Here is a 16,203-nt window from a genome sequence, read left to right as displayed (position 1 = left end):
AAGTTTCAGCTTTATTGAAGCAAAGATGGTTTCTCTTTGTATATTTTCCAAATTAATTCGCCAAATAATGTATTTGTCCAAGCAAACCAATGTCTTGTGAATTTTTTAGGATCGTTTTTATGAAAAGACTCATGCATAAATCCAGTTCCGCCATGCGTATTGACCAGCGTTTTGATGCAATTGCGAATCTCATCATCATTTGTCGAAGTTTGTGCTCGCATAATAATGGACATCGGCCAGATCATATCTCTTCCTATGTGAGGTCCGCCAATGCCTTCCGCTGCTGTTCCCTTAAAAAAGAATGGATTTTTATCAGACAAAACAAAGTTACGTGTACGTTGATAAACTTCGTTATTTAGATCGACAGCCCCTAAATAAGGTAGAGCCAATAAGCTCGGAATATTTGCATCATCCATCATAAGATGGCTCGAAAAACCGTCTACTTCAAAGGCATATATCCGGCCTATTGTCGGATGGTCGATGATACCATATGTATTGACTGCTGTTTCGACCTCATTCGCAAGAGCTTCCATTTTGACAGCTAGTTCATGTTCATTTTTAACCTTTTTCAAAATTTCGGCAGATTGTCTAAGGCTAACGATCGCAAATAAATTGGATGGAATAAGAAAGGAGAAAATGGTAGAATCGTCTGACGGTCGAAAACTGGAGCAGATCAAACCAACTGGATTTACAGGATATCCGTAGCCATCTACTTGTAATGTATCGGAGCCTCTGGAGGTTGTACGTTCAAATTTGTACGGGCCTAGACTATCTTTACGCTGTTGCTCAACAAAAGTCTGATATATTTTATGTTGCGCTTCTAACCATTCTTCATTAAACGGGCTATTGTCATTCGTTTCTTTCCAATAATGATAAGCTAATCGAATTGGATAACACAATGAATCGATTTCCCATTTTCGTTCATGGATTCCAGGTTTCATATTTGTGTGATCACTGAACCATTCGCCTTTTTTGGTCGGATCGTTATAAAATGCATTGGCATAGGGATCAATATTGATGCATTTACTCTGCTTTTGGATTAAGCCAACAATAAGATCCTGTAGTTTTTTGTCCTTTTTCATAAAAGGAAGGTATGGCCATACCTGTGCACTGCTGTCACGCAACCACATGGCATCAATATCCCCTGTAATTACATAGGTATAATTTCTTCCGTTTTGAACATAGGGAAATACCGTAGTATCTAAGGTATTAGGAAAGCAGTTGTTAAATAACCAAGCCAGTTCCTTATTTTTAACATTTTTCTGAAATTCTACAATTGCATCTTCGATGACCTTGCTCGAGAAAAGTCTTTTCTCTTTACTTGTTCGTACAGTGGGAAAAGAATGTTCTTGAGCAAATGAAAATTTGCTTGTAAGTGCACCCGCGGTTAACAGGCTTGCGTTTTGGATAAATGTTCTGCGTTTCATGCTTGCTAGGACTGATTTTTATGTTATAAGGTTATTTACTAAAATGCAAGATATAAATATTTTTGAATAAAAGGAATAGCAAATACGATTTAGCATTATAAAATTGACTGAACATAGGAATAAAGTCATTTTTATTCGGTTAATTTGCGTTTAGGAATGCATTTTGCTAGAAAAAATAATCTTTGAAATAATTTTATGAGGCTTAATATAACAAAAAATAATAATTTACTCCGAATTGTGCTGGCAAGCATGGGGGTAGGTATTTCCTTCGGCGGTTTTGCCCAGATCAAGAGTCAGCCTTATTCGTATCATTTTTATCAAAAAATGAACGATGCGGTTTATTCTACTGAGACGAGGATGCACACTGCTGCTAAACCATTCGTCATCAAAGACTCTTTATTGTTAGCCAAGTTTGATTCAATCCAATCCAATAGGCCTGTTTCTTCGTCCAATTGGTTTATGCGTAAGATTTTTAATGAACATCTGGTGCAGGTTGAGAAAGAAGATTATACATTCTATGCTGATTTTTTACCGGATCTTTATATTGGAAAGGATATGTTAGGCGACAAGCGTCGGACATGGATGAATAGCAGAGGATTTCAGGTGGGATTGAACGTGGGTAATAAATTTACATTCAATACTTCCGCATTTGAGAGTCAGGCGGTATTTCCCAAATATTTGGATGACTATATCGTTGCCAATAAAGTTATCCCTGGTCAAGGGAATACAAAATTTCAGTCCAAAAATAAAATGGACTGGATGTATGCGACAGCCAGTATGACCTATGACGCACATAAGTATATTCAAGCGACGTTGGCCTATGACAAGAACTTTATTGGCGATGGGTATAGATCCATGCTGTTATCGGATTTTTCTTCAAACTATGCACATTTGAAATTGACGGGCACGATAGGAAACGTTCAATATACGTCGATCTGGGCCTACATGAATGATCCGACGCATCCGAGACAGGATTTGACTGGTACAACTCCTATGGAAGGGCAGAATAATACACGTTTGGGGGATGGTAAAAAATGGGGGGCTTTTCAATATTTGGATTGGAATGTGACCAATAAATTATCGATAGGATTTTTTCAGTCTGTTGTTTGGGCTGCGCAGGATGAAGCTGGAAAAAGAGGTTTTGATTTCAGTTATATTAGTCCTATTATCTTTATCCGACCTGTTGAAAATAATAATCGTACTTCGCCGGACAAAATGTTTTTGGGGTTAACTTCCAAATATAAACTACCCTATAATTTGACGGCATATGGTCAGTTCTTATTGGGGGAGTTTACCGCGAAAGAGTTTTTTGCTGGGAATGGATATGCGCATAACAAATGGGGAGCACAACTTGGTGTCAGGGGATATGATATGTTTGGTGTGAAAAACCTGAACTTTTTAGCCGAGTATAATACAGCCAGACCATATACTTACGCACACTTTAAGTCGTATTCAAACTATAGTAACAATGCCGAGCCATTGGCTCATCCGAAAGGGGCAAACTTTAGAGAGCTTGTTGGCCTTGTGAATTATGCATGGGATAGATGGGACTTTTCGTTACAGGGTATGTTTACCCAAAATGGACTTGATCTGCCTGATGGAAGTAATATGGGCGGTAACATCTTCCAATCCTATAATACAATACCAAATCTATATGGAAATCATATTGCACAAGGTATAAAGAATAATATCTATTATGCGGATGCTAAGGCTGCCTACGTGCTTAATCCCAAGTATAACCTTCGTTTGGAACTTGGTTATACCCAACGTTACGCAAAAGCACAATATGAAACACCTGTAGTCAATAAATCTGGCGTAGTGTCATTTGGACTTCGTTCAAGTTTCCGGGCAATTTATAACGATTTATAGAAATTTTTATAAACCGATCTATAATTAAAATAAACTATATTGATTTGGCGAAAAATGCTGTAAAACCAATATAGTTTATTTTTAAATTTAGTTTTAGCACAAATTGACAATTTGGGGAGACGCTTGGATACAATTAGAATAAATATCCGATCGTGGACGATCCCTTCTTATGATGTGTTAGGGCTTAAAAACGATTTGCTTAAACAGAAAATGGCATGGGTTCGCTTAGTTAGCCAATGGACCAGCACAAAACTAATGTTATTCCAATGAAAAAAATCCTCGTACTGAATGGCCCAAATTTAAATTTGTTGGGTGTAAGGGAGAAATCAATTTATGGTAGCCAGGACTTCCTGAGCTATTTTGAAGAACTAAAACAACAATTTGAAACAGTGGAATTAGCCTATTTTCAAAGCAATTCTGAAGGAGGATTAATCGATAAGATACACGAAGTCGGTTTTGAATTTGATGGAATTGTGTTGAATGCCGGAGCGTATACTCACACTTCAGTTGCGATTGGGGATGCAATCGCAGCAATCACAACACCTGTTATTGAAGTTCACATAAGCAATGTCCATCAAAGAGAGGAATTTCGTCATCATTCGTTCCTCGCAAAGAATTGTAGAGGGGTGATATGTGGTTTTGGCCTGGATAGCTACAGATTGGGTATAGAGGCGTTTATTAAATAATATCTTCTTTTGCAAGGAAGAGAAAAAATAGCTATAAAACAAAAAAGCGGGAATTCCCGCTTTTTTGTTTTATAGCTAACAGACTTGTTCTAACCAATAAGACTTCTGATTTCGACTTCGTCTGCTTTGATCTGAGCTTTCATTTCTTCAAGTGAGTCAAATCGTTCATCGTGTCGGATAAAATGAAGGAACTTTACGCGGAGTGTCTTGCCATAAATATCCTGATCGAAATCGAATAGGCTGATTTCAATAGCCCGATTCATGCCATCGACAGTGGGCCTGGTTCCTATATAGCCCATGCCTTTCGCGATGGATACTGGACTTTCCTCTTTATACTCTCCCGTAGTGATGTTTTGGATATGATTATAGATGTATACCTCAACAGCATAAATACCATAGGCTGGTATTAGTTTATGAGGTTCGTGAACCTGAAGGTTGGCTGTTGGAAATCCGATGGTACGACCAATTTGGTCGCCTCTAATCACCGTTCCCGTTAATTCAAAAGGATAACCTAAATAGAGATTAGCCGTTCTTATATCGCCTTTTATAAGCGCTTCACGTACGCGCGTGGAGGACACTGCAATATCATTGATGTCTTGCTCCGGAATTTCGTCAACGCTATAGTCAAATATAGATGCAAACTGCTCCAAATCGCCCATCGAACCCTTTCGATCTTTGCCAAAATGGTGATCATAGCCTATCACAATCTTTTTTGTGCCCAATTTGCCAACAAGAACATTGCTAATATATTCTTCCGGAGTCTGATTGGAAAAATCACGGGAAAAAGGAATGATAATTAAGTGGTCAATTCCCACTTTGCTTAATTGACTGACCTTTTCTTCGATATCGTTGATCAGGCGTAAACTATCATCGTCTGGATTGATAATCAATCGTGGATGTGGAAAAAAAGTAAGCAAAATTGTCTCACCATTAATTTTATGAGCTGCTTCCTTTAGGTGAGCCAATATTTTTTGATGGCCAATATGAACTCCATCGAAAGTACCGATGGTTACAACTGCATTTTCAACTGGTGAGAAATCATCTAAACTTCTGTAGATTTTCATTTATAGGAGTTTTTGCAAAAATAAGATAAAGAATCAATAAAATGGGACGGTAAAGTTATTTAATGATTTCTTTATGACGTTTTATTTCAGCGATAAGTTGTTCAAGGTTCCAAGCATTTTCTACGCGATAATCTCCACTTTTGGTGCGTCGCAAGGAACTCAGATGTGATCCACTCTGTAAGAATTTTCCAAAATCGTAGGCCAACGATCTGATGTAAGTTCCTTTTGAACAGGATATACGAAAATATACGTTGGGGAGCTCGATTCTTTCAATGATAAAGCTATTGATACGTACCTGGCGGGACTTTATTTCAACCTCCTCGCCACGACGGGCCTTTTCATAGACACGTTCGCCATTAATTTTTATGGCTGAATGGGCAGGGGGAAATTGCTGAATATCGCCTTCAAAGGATTTTGCTGCTTCGAAGATCATGTCCTCCGTGATGTGATCGATTGAAAAGGTTTGGTCAATTTCTGTTTCCAGATCGTAAGAAGGCGTCGTCGCTCCTAAGGTGATCGAACCCGTGTATTCTTTGTCCTCAGCTTGGTAGCTGTCTATTTTTTTTGTTAGTTTTCCAGTGCATACAATGAGTAGCCCCGTTGCCAGTGGATCTAAAGTCCCTGCATGACCGACTTTTAATTTTAATGGCTTGATTGAGTTTCTAACTTTACCAACAACGTCAAAACTTGTCCATGTTAAAGGTTTATCGATCAACAACATTTCTCCTTCAGCAAAGTTGAACTTTGCTGAGTTTTCACTAACCTCTATATTTTCCATCCAAAGATTTTAGATAATTTGTAAACTATGACCCGAAAGTAGGAGGGCAAGAATAATTACACCAACGATGATTCGGTACCAACCAAATGCTTTAAAACCATATTTGGTTAAAAAGCCGATAAAAGACTTAATGGCGACGATTGCAACAACGAAACCAATTAGATTTCCGATAATAAGCAAATTAAGTTCTTCTCCCGTGAAGGTGTTACCTTCTTTAAAGAACTTTAAAAGCTTTACGGCAGAAGCGCCAAACATCATAGGCAAAGCAAGGAAAAAGGAGAATTCCGCAGCAGCTTTACGTGTTAGTTTCTCGGCCATACCACCAATAATTGTGCTTGCAGATCTTGAGGTACCCGGAATTAATGCAAGACATTGGTATACCCCGATCATAAAAGCTTGTTTGTAGGAAACCTTGTCCGAATCTTCAACAGTTGGTTTGTTGAACCACTTGTCAACAAAAAGTAAAACGAGACCGCCGACGACCAACATCACGGCGACCATTAATGGACTCTCCAGTAATGCATCAATATAATCGTTGAATAACAAGCCCAACACAGAGGCGGGGATAGCTGCAATGATCAATTTGTAGTAAAATGATAGTGTTTTAAAGAAACGCTTGTAGTATAACACCAATACGGATAATATCGTTCCTAACTGGATGACAATTGTAAATAATTTGACAAAAGCCGATGGTTGAATACCCATTAGGGCAGTAGCAATGATCATATGACCTGTCGAAGACACAGGCAAAAACTCCGTTAATCCTTCAATGATAGCAAGGATGATAGCTTCAATAATAGACATCTGTTTGAGGTAAGATTACGCTTTAATTTGATTTGTTTTTGGGACGATATAGGATTGCCGCGAATCCGATCGCAAATCCAAGAACAACAACAATAGGGGCCAAGGTGATCTTGGTAAAGCTATAAATGTCAGTTTCACCAGACATCAATGTAAAGCCAATGACTACAATAGCTAAGCTCGCTATAAACAGTTGGTAATTTACTTTGGAGAATACAAATGAACCTTTATTGACTGATTCAGTAGATTTCTTTATTTGAGCCATTTTTATCTGTATAAATCGTTAGATTGTGCCTTTAAATATTTTGTTACTGCGAAATAGGTGCTAAGTCCCGAAATGAGAATTCCAATCAGGATTACGCCTAAAAAGATCACTGCAAATTCAAACCAGTTGCGTAAAAAAACCAGTTCCGGTATTTGCTGTTGTGCAAATTTCAGCGTTAGAATGAGCAGTAAAATCGCGATCAAAGATCCCAATAAACCATGAATGATGCCATATGTTATAAATGGTTTACGAATAAAGTTTTTAGTCGCCCCAATCAATTGCATACTTTTAATTAAGAAACGCTGCGAATAGATCGCAAGACGTATCGTATTATTGATTAAAGCTACGGCGATAATCAGTAAGATAACCGCAAAAGCAAGAACAATCATTCCGATGATGCGTACGTTTTTGTTGACCATGTCAATTAATGACTCTTGGTATACAACTTCTTTAATTTTATTGTTTTTGGAAATCTTTTCAATAAAAGTTTTAATGCTATCTGTATTGGCATAATTCTCTTTCATGTAAACATCTAAAGAAGGCAATAGTGGGTTATGCCCCAGATATTGTACGAAATCTTCACCAAGATCTTCTTTCAAGTTTTTTGCAGCCAATTCTTTACTGATATATTCGGTGCGAAGTACGTAAGGATCTTTTTCAAGGTCTTTTTGTAGTGAAAGGACATCACCTTCACTTGTGCCATCATTTACGATGACATTTAAGACGATATTTTCCTTAACGTATTTCGAAAGATTTTTAGCGTGCACCAAGAGTAACCCTAACATACCTGTTACCAGCAACACGAGAGCGATACTGATAACCGTAGATACATATACAGATTTTGTTTTTCTTTTTTGTGTGCTTAATTCGTATTCTGACATAATAAGCAAAAATTTATTTGCGAAAGTAACTATTTGAGTGGAAGATTTCGAATTAATCTTGTAATTACTTTGATAAAATCTATTCGAACGCTGTTTTCTTCCTATGTTTAATTAACTTTTCAATACTATAATTTATTGTTCAAACTACAAAACTTTTATCACATTTTAGTATTAAAATCGTAATTTCGCAAGTCATAAAAATTCCTTACGAATAAAAATGGAGTATAATCACAAATCATTAGAGAAAAAGTGGCAAAAATTTTGGGCGGATCATCAAACGTATAAAACGTCCGATACGCATCAAAAGCCAAAATACTATGTATTGGATATGTTTCCTTATCCTTCCGGAGCGGGGCTGCACGTTGGTCACCCGCTGGGATATATTGCTTCGGACATCTTTTCAAGATATAAACGTTTGAAAGGTTTCAATGTATTGCATCCGATGGGATATGATTCTTTTGGACTTCCTGCAGAGCAATATGCCATTCAAACTGGTCAGCATCCTGCTGTTACGACTGAGGTAAATATCAATCGTTATCGTGAGCAAATGGATAACATTGGGTTCTCTTATGACTGGAGTAGAGAAGTACGTACTTCTGATCCGTCATACTACAAATGGACACAGTGGATTTTTATGAGATTGTTTGATTCTTGGTATAATAAAGAGTCAGATAAAGCTGAACCGATCGAAACATTAATCGCTAGGTTTGTTGCAAGTGGCTCTGCTGGCATTTTAGCAGTTTCCGATGAAGATGTCTTGGAATTCAGCGCTGATGAATGGAAATCTTTTGACGAAGAAAAACAACAACGGGAATTGTTGAAATATCGGATTGCTTATTTGCGTGAAAGTACAGTAAACTGGTGTGCCGCTTTAGGTACAGTGTTAGCGAACGACGAGGTAATCAACGGTGTCTCTGAACGTGGCGGTTATCCTGTGGAGCAAAAGAAGATGATGCAGTGGTCTATGCGTATTACGGCCTATGCGGATCGTTTGTTGAAAGGTTTAGATACAATTGATTGGCCAGAGCCTTTGGTTGAAATGCAACGGAACTGGATCGGGAAATCTGTAGGTGCCTCCGTGAAATTTCCCGTGCCACAATTAAATACAAACATAGAGGTATTCACTACACGTGTAGATACCCTATTTGGCGTTTCGTTTATCGTATTGGCTCCAGAGCATGAATTGGTGGCTGCATTGACTACTCCTGAGCAGCAAGCTGAAGTGGATGCCTATATCGAGAAAACGGCGAAAAAATCTGAATTGGATCGTATGGCCGATACGAAAACAGTTTCTGGTGCTTTTACAGGTTCTTATGCTAAACATCCTGTTTCAGGACAAGATGTACAAATTTGGATTGCAGATTATGTACTTGCCGGTTATGGTACAGGTGCTGTAATGGCTGTTCCGAGTGGCGATCAACGTGACTATGTGTTTGCTAAACATTTTGCTCTTCCTATTATTCCTATTTCGGATACCCAACATATTGAAGAAGAAGCTGATCCTAATAAAGACGGGAAATATATCAATTCCGATTTTATCAATGGTATGACTTACCAAGAGGCGGTCCCTGCGTTGATTGCTAAATTGGAAGAATTAAAATTAGGTAAAGCAAAAATAAACTTCCGTATGCGTGACGCTATTTTTGGTCGTCAGCGCTATTGGGGAGAACCCGTTCCTGTCTACTTTAAAAATGGATTACCTTATTTAATTAAAGAAGAAGAATTACCGCTCTTATTGCCCGAGGTTGATAAATATTTACCGACAGAATCAGGAGAACCTCCTTTAGGAAGGGCAAAAGATTGGAAATATGAAGATCAATATGAGTATGAATTGAGTACGATGCCAGGATGGGCGGGCTCTTCATGGTATTGGTTTAGATATATGGATCCAAAAAATGAAGGTAATTTTGCGTCTAAAGAAGCAGTGGATTATTGGAAAGCCGTAGATTTATACATCGGTGGCTCTGAGCATGCTACTGGACACTTGTTATATTCGCGTTTTTGGAACAAGTTTTTGAAAGATTTGGGCTATCAAAATGAGGAAGAGCCATTCCGCAAATTGATTAATCAGGGCATGATTCAAGGGCGCTCTAATTTTGTGTATCGCGTGTTGGATGAAGAGGGTAGAGGTACAAATCGATTTGTATCCTATGGGTTGAGAAACGAATATAAAACAATTCCATTACATGTCGATGTAAATATAGTCTATAATGATCAGTTGGATTTGGAAAAATTCAAAGCTTTCAGACCTGACTTTGCCAACGCCGAATTTGTGTTGGAAAATGGTAAGTATATCTGCGGCAGCGAAGTGGAGAAAATGTCAAAATCCAAATTCAATGTGGTCAATCCGGACGATATTATCGAATCCTATGGAGCAGATACATTACGACTATATGAAATGTTTTTGGGGCCTTTGGAGCAAGCTAAGCCTTGGAATACAAATGGGATTGAAGGGGTTTATAAGTTTTTACGTAAAGTATGGCGACTGTTCCACGATGCTGAGGGTAGTTTCACTGTTTCCGATGAAGATCCATCCAAAGCAGAGTTTAAAGCCTTACATAAAATTATCAAAAAGGTGGAAGACGATATTGAGCGTTTTTCATTCAATACTTCAGTTTCAGCCTTTATGATCTGTGTCAATGAATTGACCGAGTTGAAATGCAATAAAAGACAAATATTGGAACAGCTTGTCATTATTCTTCAGCCTTATGCACCACATATTACGGAAGAGTTGTGGGCGCTGTTGGGTAATGAAGCTGGTACACTATCTTACGCTTCATATCCTGTATTTAAACCAGAATATTTAGTTGAATCGGAATTTGCTTATCCGGTGTCTTTCAATGGTAAGATGAAATTTAATCTGTCATTGGCACTTGATTTAGATCAAAAAGCAGTAGAAGATACGATTAAAGCCCATGCTGATGTACAACGGCATTTAGATGGGAAGGCGATCAAAAAGATTATTTTTGTCAAAGGAAAAATAATCAATATCGTCATTTAATCCACTCAATACAGTATAAAAAGCCGTTTTATCAATAGGATAAAACGGCTTTTTTATGCCAATACATCTTGAAAAGCTATTGTTTTATCGAAGATAGCTTTCGCATAGGGACAATTTGGGATAATTTTGGCGTCATTCTTTCGGGCGTAGTCAACAGCCTCCAGTACCAATTTTTTTCCCACGCTCATTCCCTGATACTCGTCGTAGACTTCTGTATGATCAATGGAAAACTCATGATCGTTTTGCCAGGTATACTCTAAAATTCCGGCTTCATTATTTTCAACTTCTGCAATAAAATTGCCTCTTTCGTCCCTTTCGATGTTTCTTATTTCCATAGTTTTTTTTAAAAGTAACGTCTAAATGATCTTTTTTGTTTTATGGAATTTCTCAATTTTAGGATTGCAATCGGGTTTATCTATTTGCGAAAGGATGCGAGAGTATAGGCTCTTATTCACAATTGAAGGTTAAACTCACCGCTAGTCAAACTATCGTTTGCTCTAGGGGCGTTCACAAAAACATACGCATAAAACTATTACCTATAGATCGAGCTTAAAATCAATAACGATGAACTCACGCTAAGTTGATATCAGCATGAATACAAACGCTTAATAGACATTTTCTGAAGAATTTTTCTTATCTTTGTAAATATCTCCTTAGTATACCTCGCATTTTTATCTTTTCAATGAAGCTCTAAAGGTCCGTAACCTCTTCGGGAACATTTTATTTTAATCCATATTGAATGAGCAAAAGCCAAATTACATTTAACAAAAAAGAACGAGAAAAAAAGAAGCTACTTAAAAAGCAACAAAAAAATGAGAAAAAAGAATTCAACAAAACAAACAATGACAAGGGAAAGTCATTAGAAGAATTGTTTGCCTATGTTGATGAATACGGAAATATCTCAGACAAACCGCCGGTAAAATTGAAAGAAGGTGAAACTCCGACATATAACGCTTCTCCTCAAGAAGACTATTCTTTTGGAAAGGTTGTTCATTATAATACCGAGTCCAATTACGGTTTTATTAGGGACAACGAAACGCAGCAATCAATATATTTCAATGATCGTCTCGTCGGTCAGAAATTAAACCTCAACCAAAAGGTGAAGTTTAAATTCAAAAGTGCAAAACAAGGTGCGCAAGTAACCGAGGTTTTGATTGAATATTAGCACGAAAGAAAACACTTGGCATGTCAGGTGTTGATCATAAGCTCCTTTGTTTGATATCATCGTGGTTGGCGTCAAACAAAGGTTTTTTTATGCTTTAAATTGACGGTTTTTGATTTATGTTCCGTCGAGATATTCCATTGTCGAATTTAAAAAGCTTTGTGCGTCAGCTTTTCATCGTTTCGGATTTTTGGAGTTCAAGCTATGCTGTTTTGGGTAGACAGCAAGGAATAGATCCTTTAGACGATTATAGGCAAACTATTTATACCGCATTTTATCCATACCTTCTTTAAAAGGTTGGATCGAACCTAATGGATTTCATTTTGTGATTCCTTTTTCAAGGTGAAAATTGTAACCTCGGGTCTGGCGTTGAATCTGATAGGAATACTGTGTCCCAGTCCTCGATTGATATATAATATTCTGTTTCCGCTTATTTTTTTTATTCCTTGATCATATTTTTTGTTTCGTACAGGTATGATCGGGGAGCCCCAAAATGGAATTCGTATCTGACCCGCGTGCGTATGTCCTGCCAGAATCCAGCCAGTGTAACCATTCCAGACATTGAGGTCTGCGGCATCTGGATTATGGCATAAGACCAAACTGGCTTGCGATTGGTTATACTCCTTCATAGCTTTGATAGGGTTAAAATTCGTTCCCCAAAGGTCATCTATGCCGAATATTCTTAACCCATGAATTGTTACACTTTCATTTCTCAATACGCTGATGTTATATCCTTTGAGTAGGCTCACGATTGAGTCTGCTGCAGCACTGTCCCTAAAATTCGTTCCATAATCATGATTTCCTAGGATCGCCAATGTCTGAAGTTTGCCTTTTGGTGCAACTTGCATGACTTTATCAAGCTCAGCTAAGGGTATTTTATGATTAACGAGCCGTACAAAATCGCCGGTGTACACAATGATATCCGGTTTTAATGCTGCGATTTCTCGGAAGGTTCTTTTTATAAAATCTTTATCCACATAGTTTCCGATGTGGATGTCAGAAATCTGGACCAATGATTTTCCGTTCAATACCTCGGGTAAATGTTTTATAGGTAGATCGATCTGTTCATATTTTACCCAATGCGGCTCGATTTTCCAGCTATAAAAACCGATCAATGTACCCATAATAAGTAAGTATAGGGTGATATGCTTTAATTTTCGCTTGTTTTTCATCGCGCTAAATTAGCTTTCCATGTTGATTTATTGATTTGCATATTGAGGCTTTTCCAGGTTTCATCTCCAATTGCTACTGTTGAAATAATATTTTCGTTGATCCGGAAGCCTACGGTTTCATAGCACCGAATTGCATTGTAGTTCCAGTCATAAACGTTTAGATCAGCTATATCATAGTTTCCTTCGATGAAAAGTAGTTTTAGCAGTGCATTTATGGTGCTTTTGCCATAGCCTTTATTTCGTTCGGAACTTTTTGCAATCAAAATGCGGCAGAGTCTTGGGATGTCTCGTTCGAAGTTTAATTCACAGTGACCAATAGTTTCTGTGGTTGTTGTATCTGTTATTTTAAAAGCGCGGCGCTTTGGGTTTTGTATATATTGTTCAAGTTGCTGATCGCTAAGAGGAAACGAAAAATAAGGTCCTGCAAATTGCAATAGTTCCTCTGCTGATCCAATCCAGGATTTAAAAAGGGGGAAATCTGATCTTTCGAATGGAAGGAGTGTTATCATGCTTATTGTCTATGTTGCTGTTTGGATAGAATACACTCAATTTATAAAATTCTAATGCTGAATCCTAAAGAAGTTACCGAATTTTACGAAATTCGTGTGAAAATTTTTAAGCGTATATTATGCCGCAGCTTATTTTAGATACAGTTATAGAGGCTCCTTTGCCTGTTGTTTTTGACCTGGCGCGTAGTATTGATTTGCATATGTATTCGACAAAGAAAACAAGGGAGAAAGCGATTGATGGAGTGACGACGGGTTTGATCGAAGCAGGACAAAAGGTTCGGTGGCTCGCAAGACATCTCGGCATTACGCAAACATTGACCGTGCAGATAACGGCGATGGAAAAGCCTCATTTTTTTGAAGATCAAATGACCCAGGGGGTATTTCATACCATGGATCACAAGCACATTTTCAAGCAACTTGAAAATGGAAAAGTAGTCATGCGTGATATATTTAATTTCAAGGCGCCGCTCGGAGTTTTGGGGAGATTTGCAGAATGGCTTTTTTTAACGCGCTATATGCGATGCTTTCTCGAGGAGCGCAATCAAGTGATCAAAGAAGTTGCGGAATCAGGAAAATATGGCTCGTATATTCAAGAGTAGCTTTGTTGGAAAAAGAATAAAGGATTGATCGGCTCAGCTTAGGCGTCCTTAACAACCGTATGAATGTTCTTCGCTAGAAGGTTATAGATTTGTTCGTATCGTGTGTTTAGTGAGAAGGTCATCGATTCGCTGTTGGCTGGATTAAAATCCGATATTGACTTTGAGGTAGCATTGCTTCTTTGTACTTTTTTCGACAGTATCCGTAAAACCTTTTTATTAATGATTTCTTGCTAAAATAACCAAATCCGGTTTTTTCTTCCAAAGCTCTTCCTGTAAAAACTCAAAAGCTCCTTTTTGATTCATGGTAACCTGATGAATTTTGTTGAATTCATTGTAGAAATAGATACGATAGCTGTTAGGTCCCCGGTAATTTCTGATAATTTTTGTTTCAATACGATGGATTTGATGAATAGCGATCCGTTTGTTTCCGATCAACGGAAAGAATAAAATCTCATTTTCACAAAAAAGATAAGGAGCGGCAACGGCAAAAAAGTGCATGAGTCGTCTATTGTACTCCTGGTAGACTGCTATATCATGATCGTTTAGTCGCTGTAGCGCATTGATGAATTTTTGATTTTTAATGTAAGCCATCCAGCACAATATACCGAACGCAAAACCTAAATAAATAAAAAGAACAGATAGGGTAGGGAGTGACTTATAGAAAAACGAGAGCTTATCTTCACTGGCTGACCATTTCGAAAAAAAGGCAAATAAGAAAAAACCGTAACAAAAAGCAAACATAACCAAGAAAATTCCAATAATGACATTACGGGCTTTCTTCATCTTTATCCGTTCTGCTTTTAAGAATGATCTCACTAAGGTGTCTTTATTCATGGTCTTTTTGAAAAATTTAAAGATAATAAAAGCGTTTGTTATGTTCTTTCCGAATTTGATTTTAACGGTCTAGGGTAGTTTTTTTATGATGTATAGCTTTATATAATCCATTTTACTTATTTATTTTAAAGGTTTTTATTCTCATTTTTTTTATGAATTTGCGACCCTTCAACTGCTGAAGTTTTTTACTGGGTCCATAAAGTTCTAGCGCAGATAAGATGTTGTTTGAGTCGTTTTAAGCCCCACTGTGCTCTTCTTTTTTTGTAGAGGTGAATGTGGTGTTTTGCAGAAAGTTGTTATCTTATATCGATTAAGAGGGGGGTAGAATTGGATAGCATGACTCAGAATGGTGATATAGAAATAGAGTGTCCCGTCGACTGCAAGTCAAGTACTCCTCATGGGTACTTCGGCAGCTGTGTTTTTAAGGTTTACCCATAGTTAGGCGGGAAAGATGTTATTATCCGTTTTAAGCGATTTTGTAAAGATTATATGTATTTGGTTGGTTATGGATAGATATTCTCTTATATCGCATAAAAAGCTTGTTATATCGCGTGTTTGCTTGCGTTCATGAGACGGGGTGCGCAAGTGGGGCTTACGCTGGTCAATTGAACCCTGCTCAGGCGCCCATTTGTTTCGAGGCCTTTTTTGTCTGCGGTTATCATTGACATATGTCTTGTCGCACATGTTATTTTTAGCCTGCATAAATCAAGCGCGAAGATACAACGATATTTACCTGTTTGACTTTTGTGTAAACCGGGGCTGTATGGTTCTTCACATTGTGGCTGTACTTGAGTAAGAAAAAGGTGTGGATAAAATTTTATCCACACCTTTTTTTATTTAAAATAGCCCGTTAATGGTGTTATTTAATGTTATTTTTTTTGTTTATATAAATTACATAATTTATTGTTAATTAGAGTTTAGAATGCTATTATTTTTAATAGTATGATTCTTCCAGTAAAAATACGAAAAGATGGTGTTGTAGTCAGAGAATAATCCTCATTTTTTAAATTTAACCCAAAGGAAAGCTATGCAAAGAGGGCAATTATTGCCCAGTGATCGGTTAAATAGATGCCTGATTGCTGCGCTCAATAGGACTGTTTAATTAGGAAATGAGCATTATTTACAACAGGTTATATCGAGGCGGTCGAGCCTCTG

General features: G+C 37.6%; 15 protein-coding genes. 5 read left to right on the top strand and 10 right to left on the bottom strand.

The window, feature by feature from the left end; all coding sequences use genetic code 11:
* Window positions 1–11: 11 nt before the first annotated feature.
* Window positions 12–1,427: a glycoside hydrolase family 125 protein gene (locus tag B2O97_RS06400; protein ID WP_286767129.1), complete on the bottom strand. Its 1,416-nt coding sequence runs from the start codon at window positions 1,425–1,427 to the stop codon at window positions 12–14.
* Window positions 1,428–1,622: 195 nt separating this feature from the next.
* Between B2O97_RS06400 and B2O97_RS06395 the strand changes: the two genes are divergently transcribed.
* Both B2O97_RS06395 and aroQ read left to right on the top strand, forming a co-directional pair.
* Window positions 1,623–3,296 carry a gliding motility protein RemB gene (locus B2O97_RS06395; protein WP_286767128.1) on the top strand — a complete coding sequence of 558 codons (1,674 nt, stop codon included), beginning with the start codon at window positions 1,623–1,625 and terminating at the stop codon, window positions 3,294–3,296.
* Between the two features lie 266 nt (window positions 3,297–3,562).
* On the top strand, window positions 3,563–3,982 hold the full coding sequence (gene aroQ, locus B2O97_RS06390; protein ID WP_070565703.1) for a type II 3-dehydroquinate dehydratase: 420 nt from the start codon (window positions 3,563–3,565) through the stop codon (window positions 3,980–3,982).
* A gap of 89 nt (window positions 3,983–4,071) precedes the next feature.
* Here aroQ and B2O97_RS06385 read toward each other — a convergent pair whose 3' ends face one another.
* The 5 genes from B2O97_RS06385 to B2O97_RS06365 are packed head-to-tail and all read right to left on the bottom strand — an operon-like array spanning window position 4,072 to window position 7,771.
* Window positions 4,072–5,046 carry a bifunctional riboflavin kinase/FAD synthetase gene (locus B2O97_RS06385; protein WP_070565590.1) on the bottom strand — a complete coding sequence of 325 codons (975 nt, stop codon included), beginning with the start codon at window positions 5,044–5,046 and terminating at the stop codon, window positions 4,072–4,074.
* Window positions 5,047–5,101: 55 nt separating this feature from the next.
* Window positions 5,102–5,824: a tRNA pseudouridine(55) synthase TruB gene (gene truB, locus B2O97_RS06380; RefSeq protein ID WP_070565588.1), complete on the bottom strand. Its 723-nt coding sequence runs from the start codon at window positions 5,822–5,824 to the stop codon at window positions 5,102–5,104.
* Between the two features lie 9 nt (window positions 5,825–5,833).
* Entirely contained in the window at window positions 5,834–6,628 is a 795-nt protein-coding gene (locus B2O97_RS06375) for an undecaprenyl-diphosphate phosphatase (protein WP_070565586.1), read from the bottom strand.
* A 22-nt stretch (window positions 6,629–6,650) separates the two neighbouring features.
* Window positions 6,651–6,890, bottom strand: coding sequence for a DUF3098 domain-containing protein (locus tag B2O97_RS06370; RefSeq protein ID WP_046674488.1), 240 nt, complete (start codon window positions 6,888–6,890; stop codon window positions 6,651–6,653).
* Between the two features lie 2 nt (window positions 6,891–6,892).
* Window positions 6,893–7,771, bottom strand: a complete 879-nt coding sequence (locus B2O97_RS06365) for a cell division protein FtsX (protein ID WP_046674489.1) — start codon at window positions 7,769–7,771, stop codon at window positions 6,893–6,895.
* A 217-nt stretch (window positions 7,772–7,988) separates the two neighbouring features.
* Between B2O97_RS06365 and leuS the strand changes: the two genes are divergently transcribed.
* The gene (gene leuS / locus B2O97_RS06360; RefSeq protein WP_070565584.1) at window positions 7,989–10,772 is read left to right on the top strand and encodes a leucine--tRNA ligase; all 2,784 of its coding nucleotides are present in this window, start codon (window positions 7,989–7,991) and stop codon (window positions 10,770–10,772) included.
* Window positions 10,773–10,825: 53 nt separating this feature from the next.
* On the opposite strand, the gene B2O97_RS06355 is transcribed toward leuS, so the two are convergent.
* On the bottom strand, window positions 10,826–11,107 hold the full coding sequence (locus tag B2O97_RS06355) for a GNAT family N-acetyltransferase (protein WP_070565582.1): 282 nt from the start codon (window positions 11,105–11,107) through the stop codon (window positions 10,826–10,828).
* Window positions 11,108–11,511: 404 nt separating this feature from the next.
* Between B2O97_RS06355 and B2O97_RS06350 the strand changes: the two genes are divergently transcribed.
* A complete protein-coding gene (locus tag B2O97_RS06350) occupies window positions 11,512–11,937 on the top strand; it encodes a cold-shock protein (RefSeq protein ID WP_070565580.1) in 426 nt (141 codons plus the stop codon).
* A gap of 305 nt (window positions 11,938–12,242) precedes the next feature.
* Here B2O97_RS06350 and B2O97_RS06345 read toward each other — a convergent pair whose 3' ends face one another.
* Both B2O97_RS06345 and B2O97_RS06340 read right to left on the bottom strand, forming a co-directional pair.
* A complete protein-coding gene (locus B2O97_RS06345; RefSeq protein WP_070565579.1) occupies window positions 12,243–13,106 on the bottom strand; it encodes a metallophosphoesterase in 864 nt (287 codons plus the stop codon).
* Entirely contained in the window at window positions 13,103–13,615 is a 513-nt protein-coding gene (locus B2O97_RS06340; protein ID WP_070565577.1) for a GNAT family N-acetyltransferase, read from the bottom strand. The genes B2O97_RS06345 and B2O97_RS06340 overlap by 4 nt, the downstream gene beginning before the upstream one ends.
* Before the next feature lie 119 nt (window positions 13,616–13,734).
* On the opposite strand from B2O97_RS06340, the gene B2O97_RS06335 reads away from it, so the two are divergent.
* Window positions 13,735–14,214: an SRPBCC family protein gene (locus tag B2O97_RS06335; protein WP_070565575.1), complete on the top strand. Its 480-nt coding sequence runs from the start codon at window positions 13,735–13,737 to the stop codon at window positions 14,212–14,214.
* Window positions 14,215–14,430: 216 nt separating this feature from the next.
* Here the strand turns inward: B2O97_RS06335 and B2O97_RS06330 are convergent, their stop codons facing one another.
* Window positions 14,431–15,048, bottom strand: a complete 618-nt coding sequence (locus tag B2O97_RS06330) for a hypothetical protein (RefSeq protein ID WP_115050734.1) — start codon at window positions 15,046–15,048, stop codon at window positions 14,431–14,433.
* Between the last annotated feature and the right edge of the window lie 1,155 nt (window positions 15,049–16,203).

It is taken from the genome of Sphingobacterium sp. UBA865, from assembly GCF_002295765.1.
Lineage (GTDB): Bacteria > Bacteroidota > Bacteroidia > Sphingobacteriales > Sphingobacteriaceae > Sphingobacterium > Sphingobacterium multivorum.
Note: the sequence above shows the minus strand (reverse complement) of the source record. Positions and strands in the feature narration are given on the sequence as shown.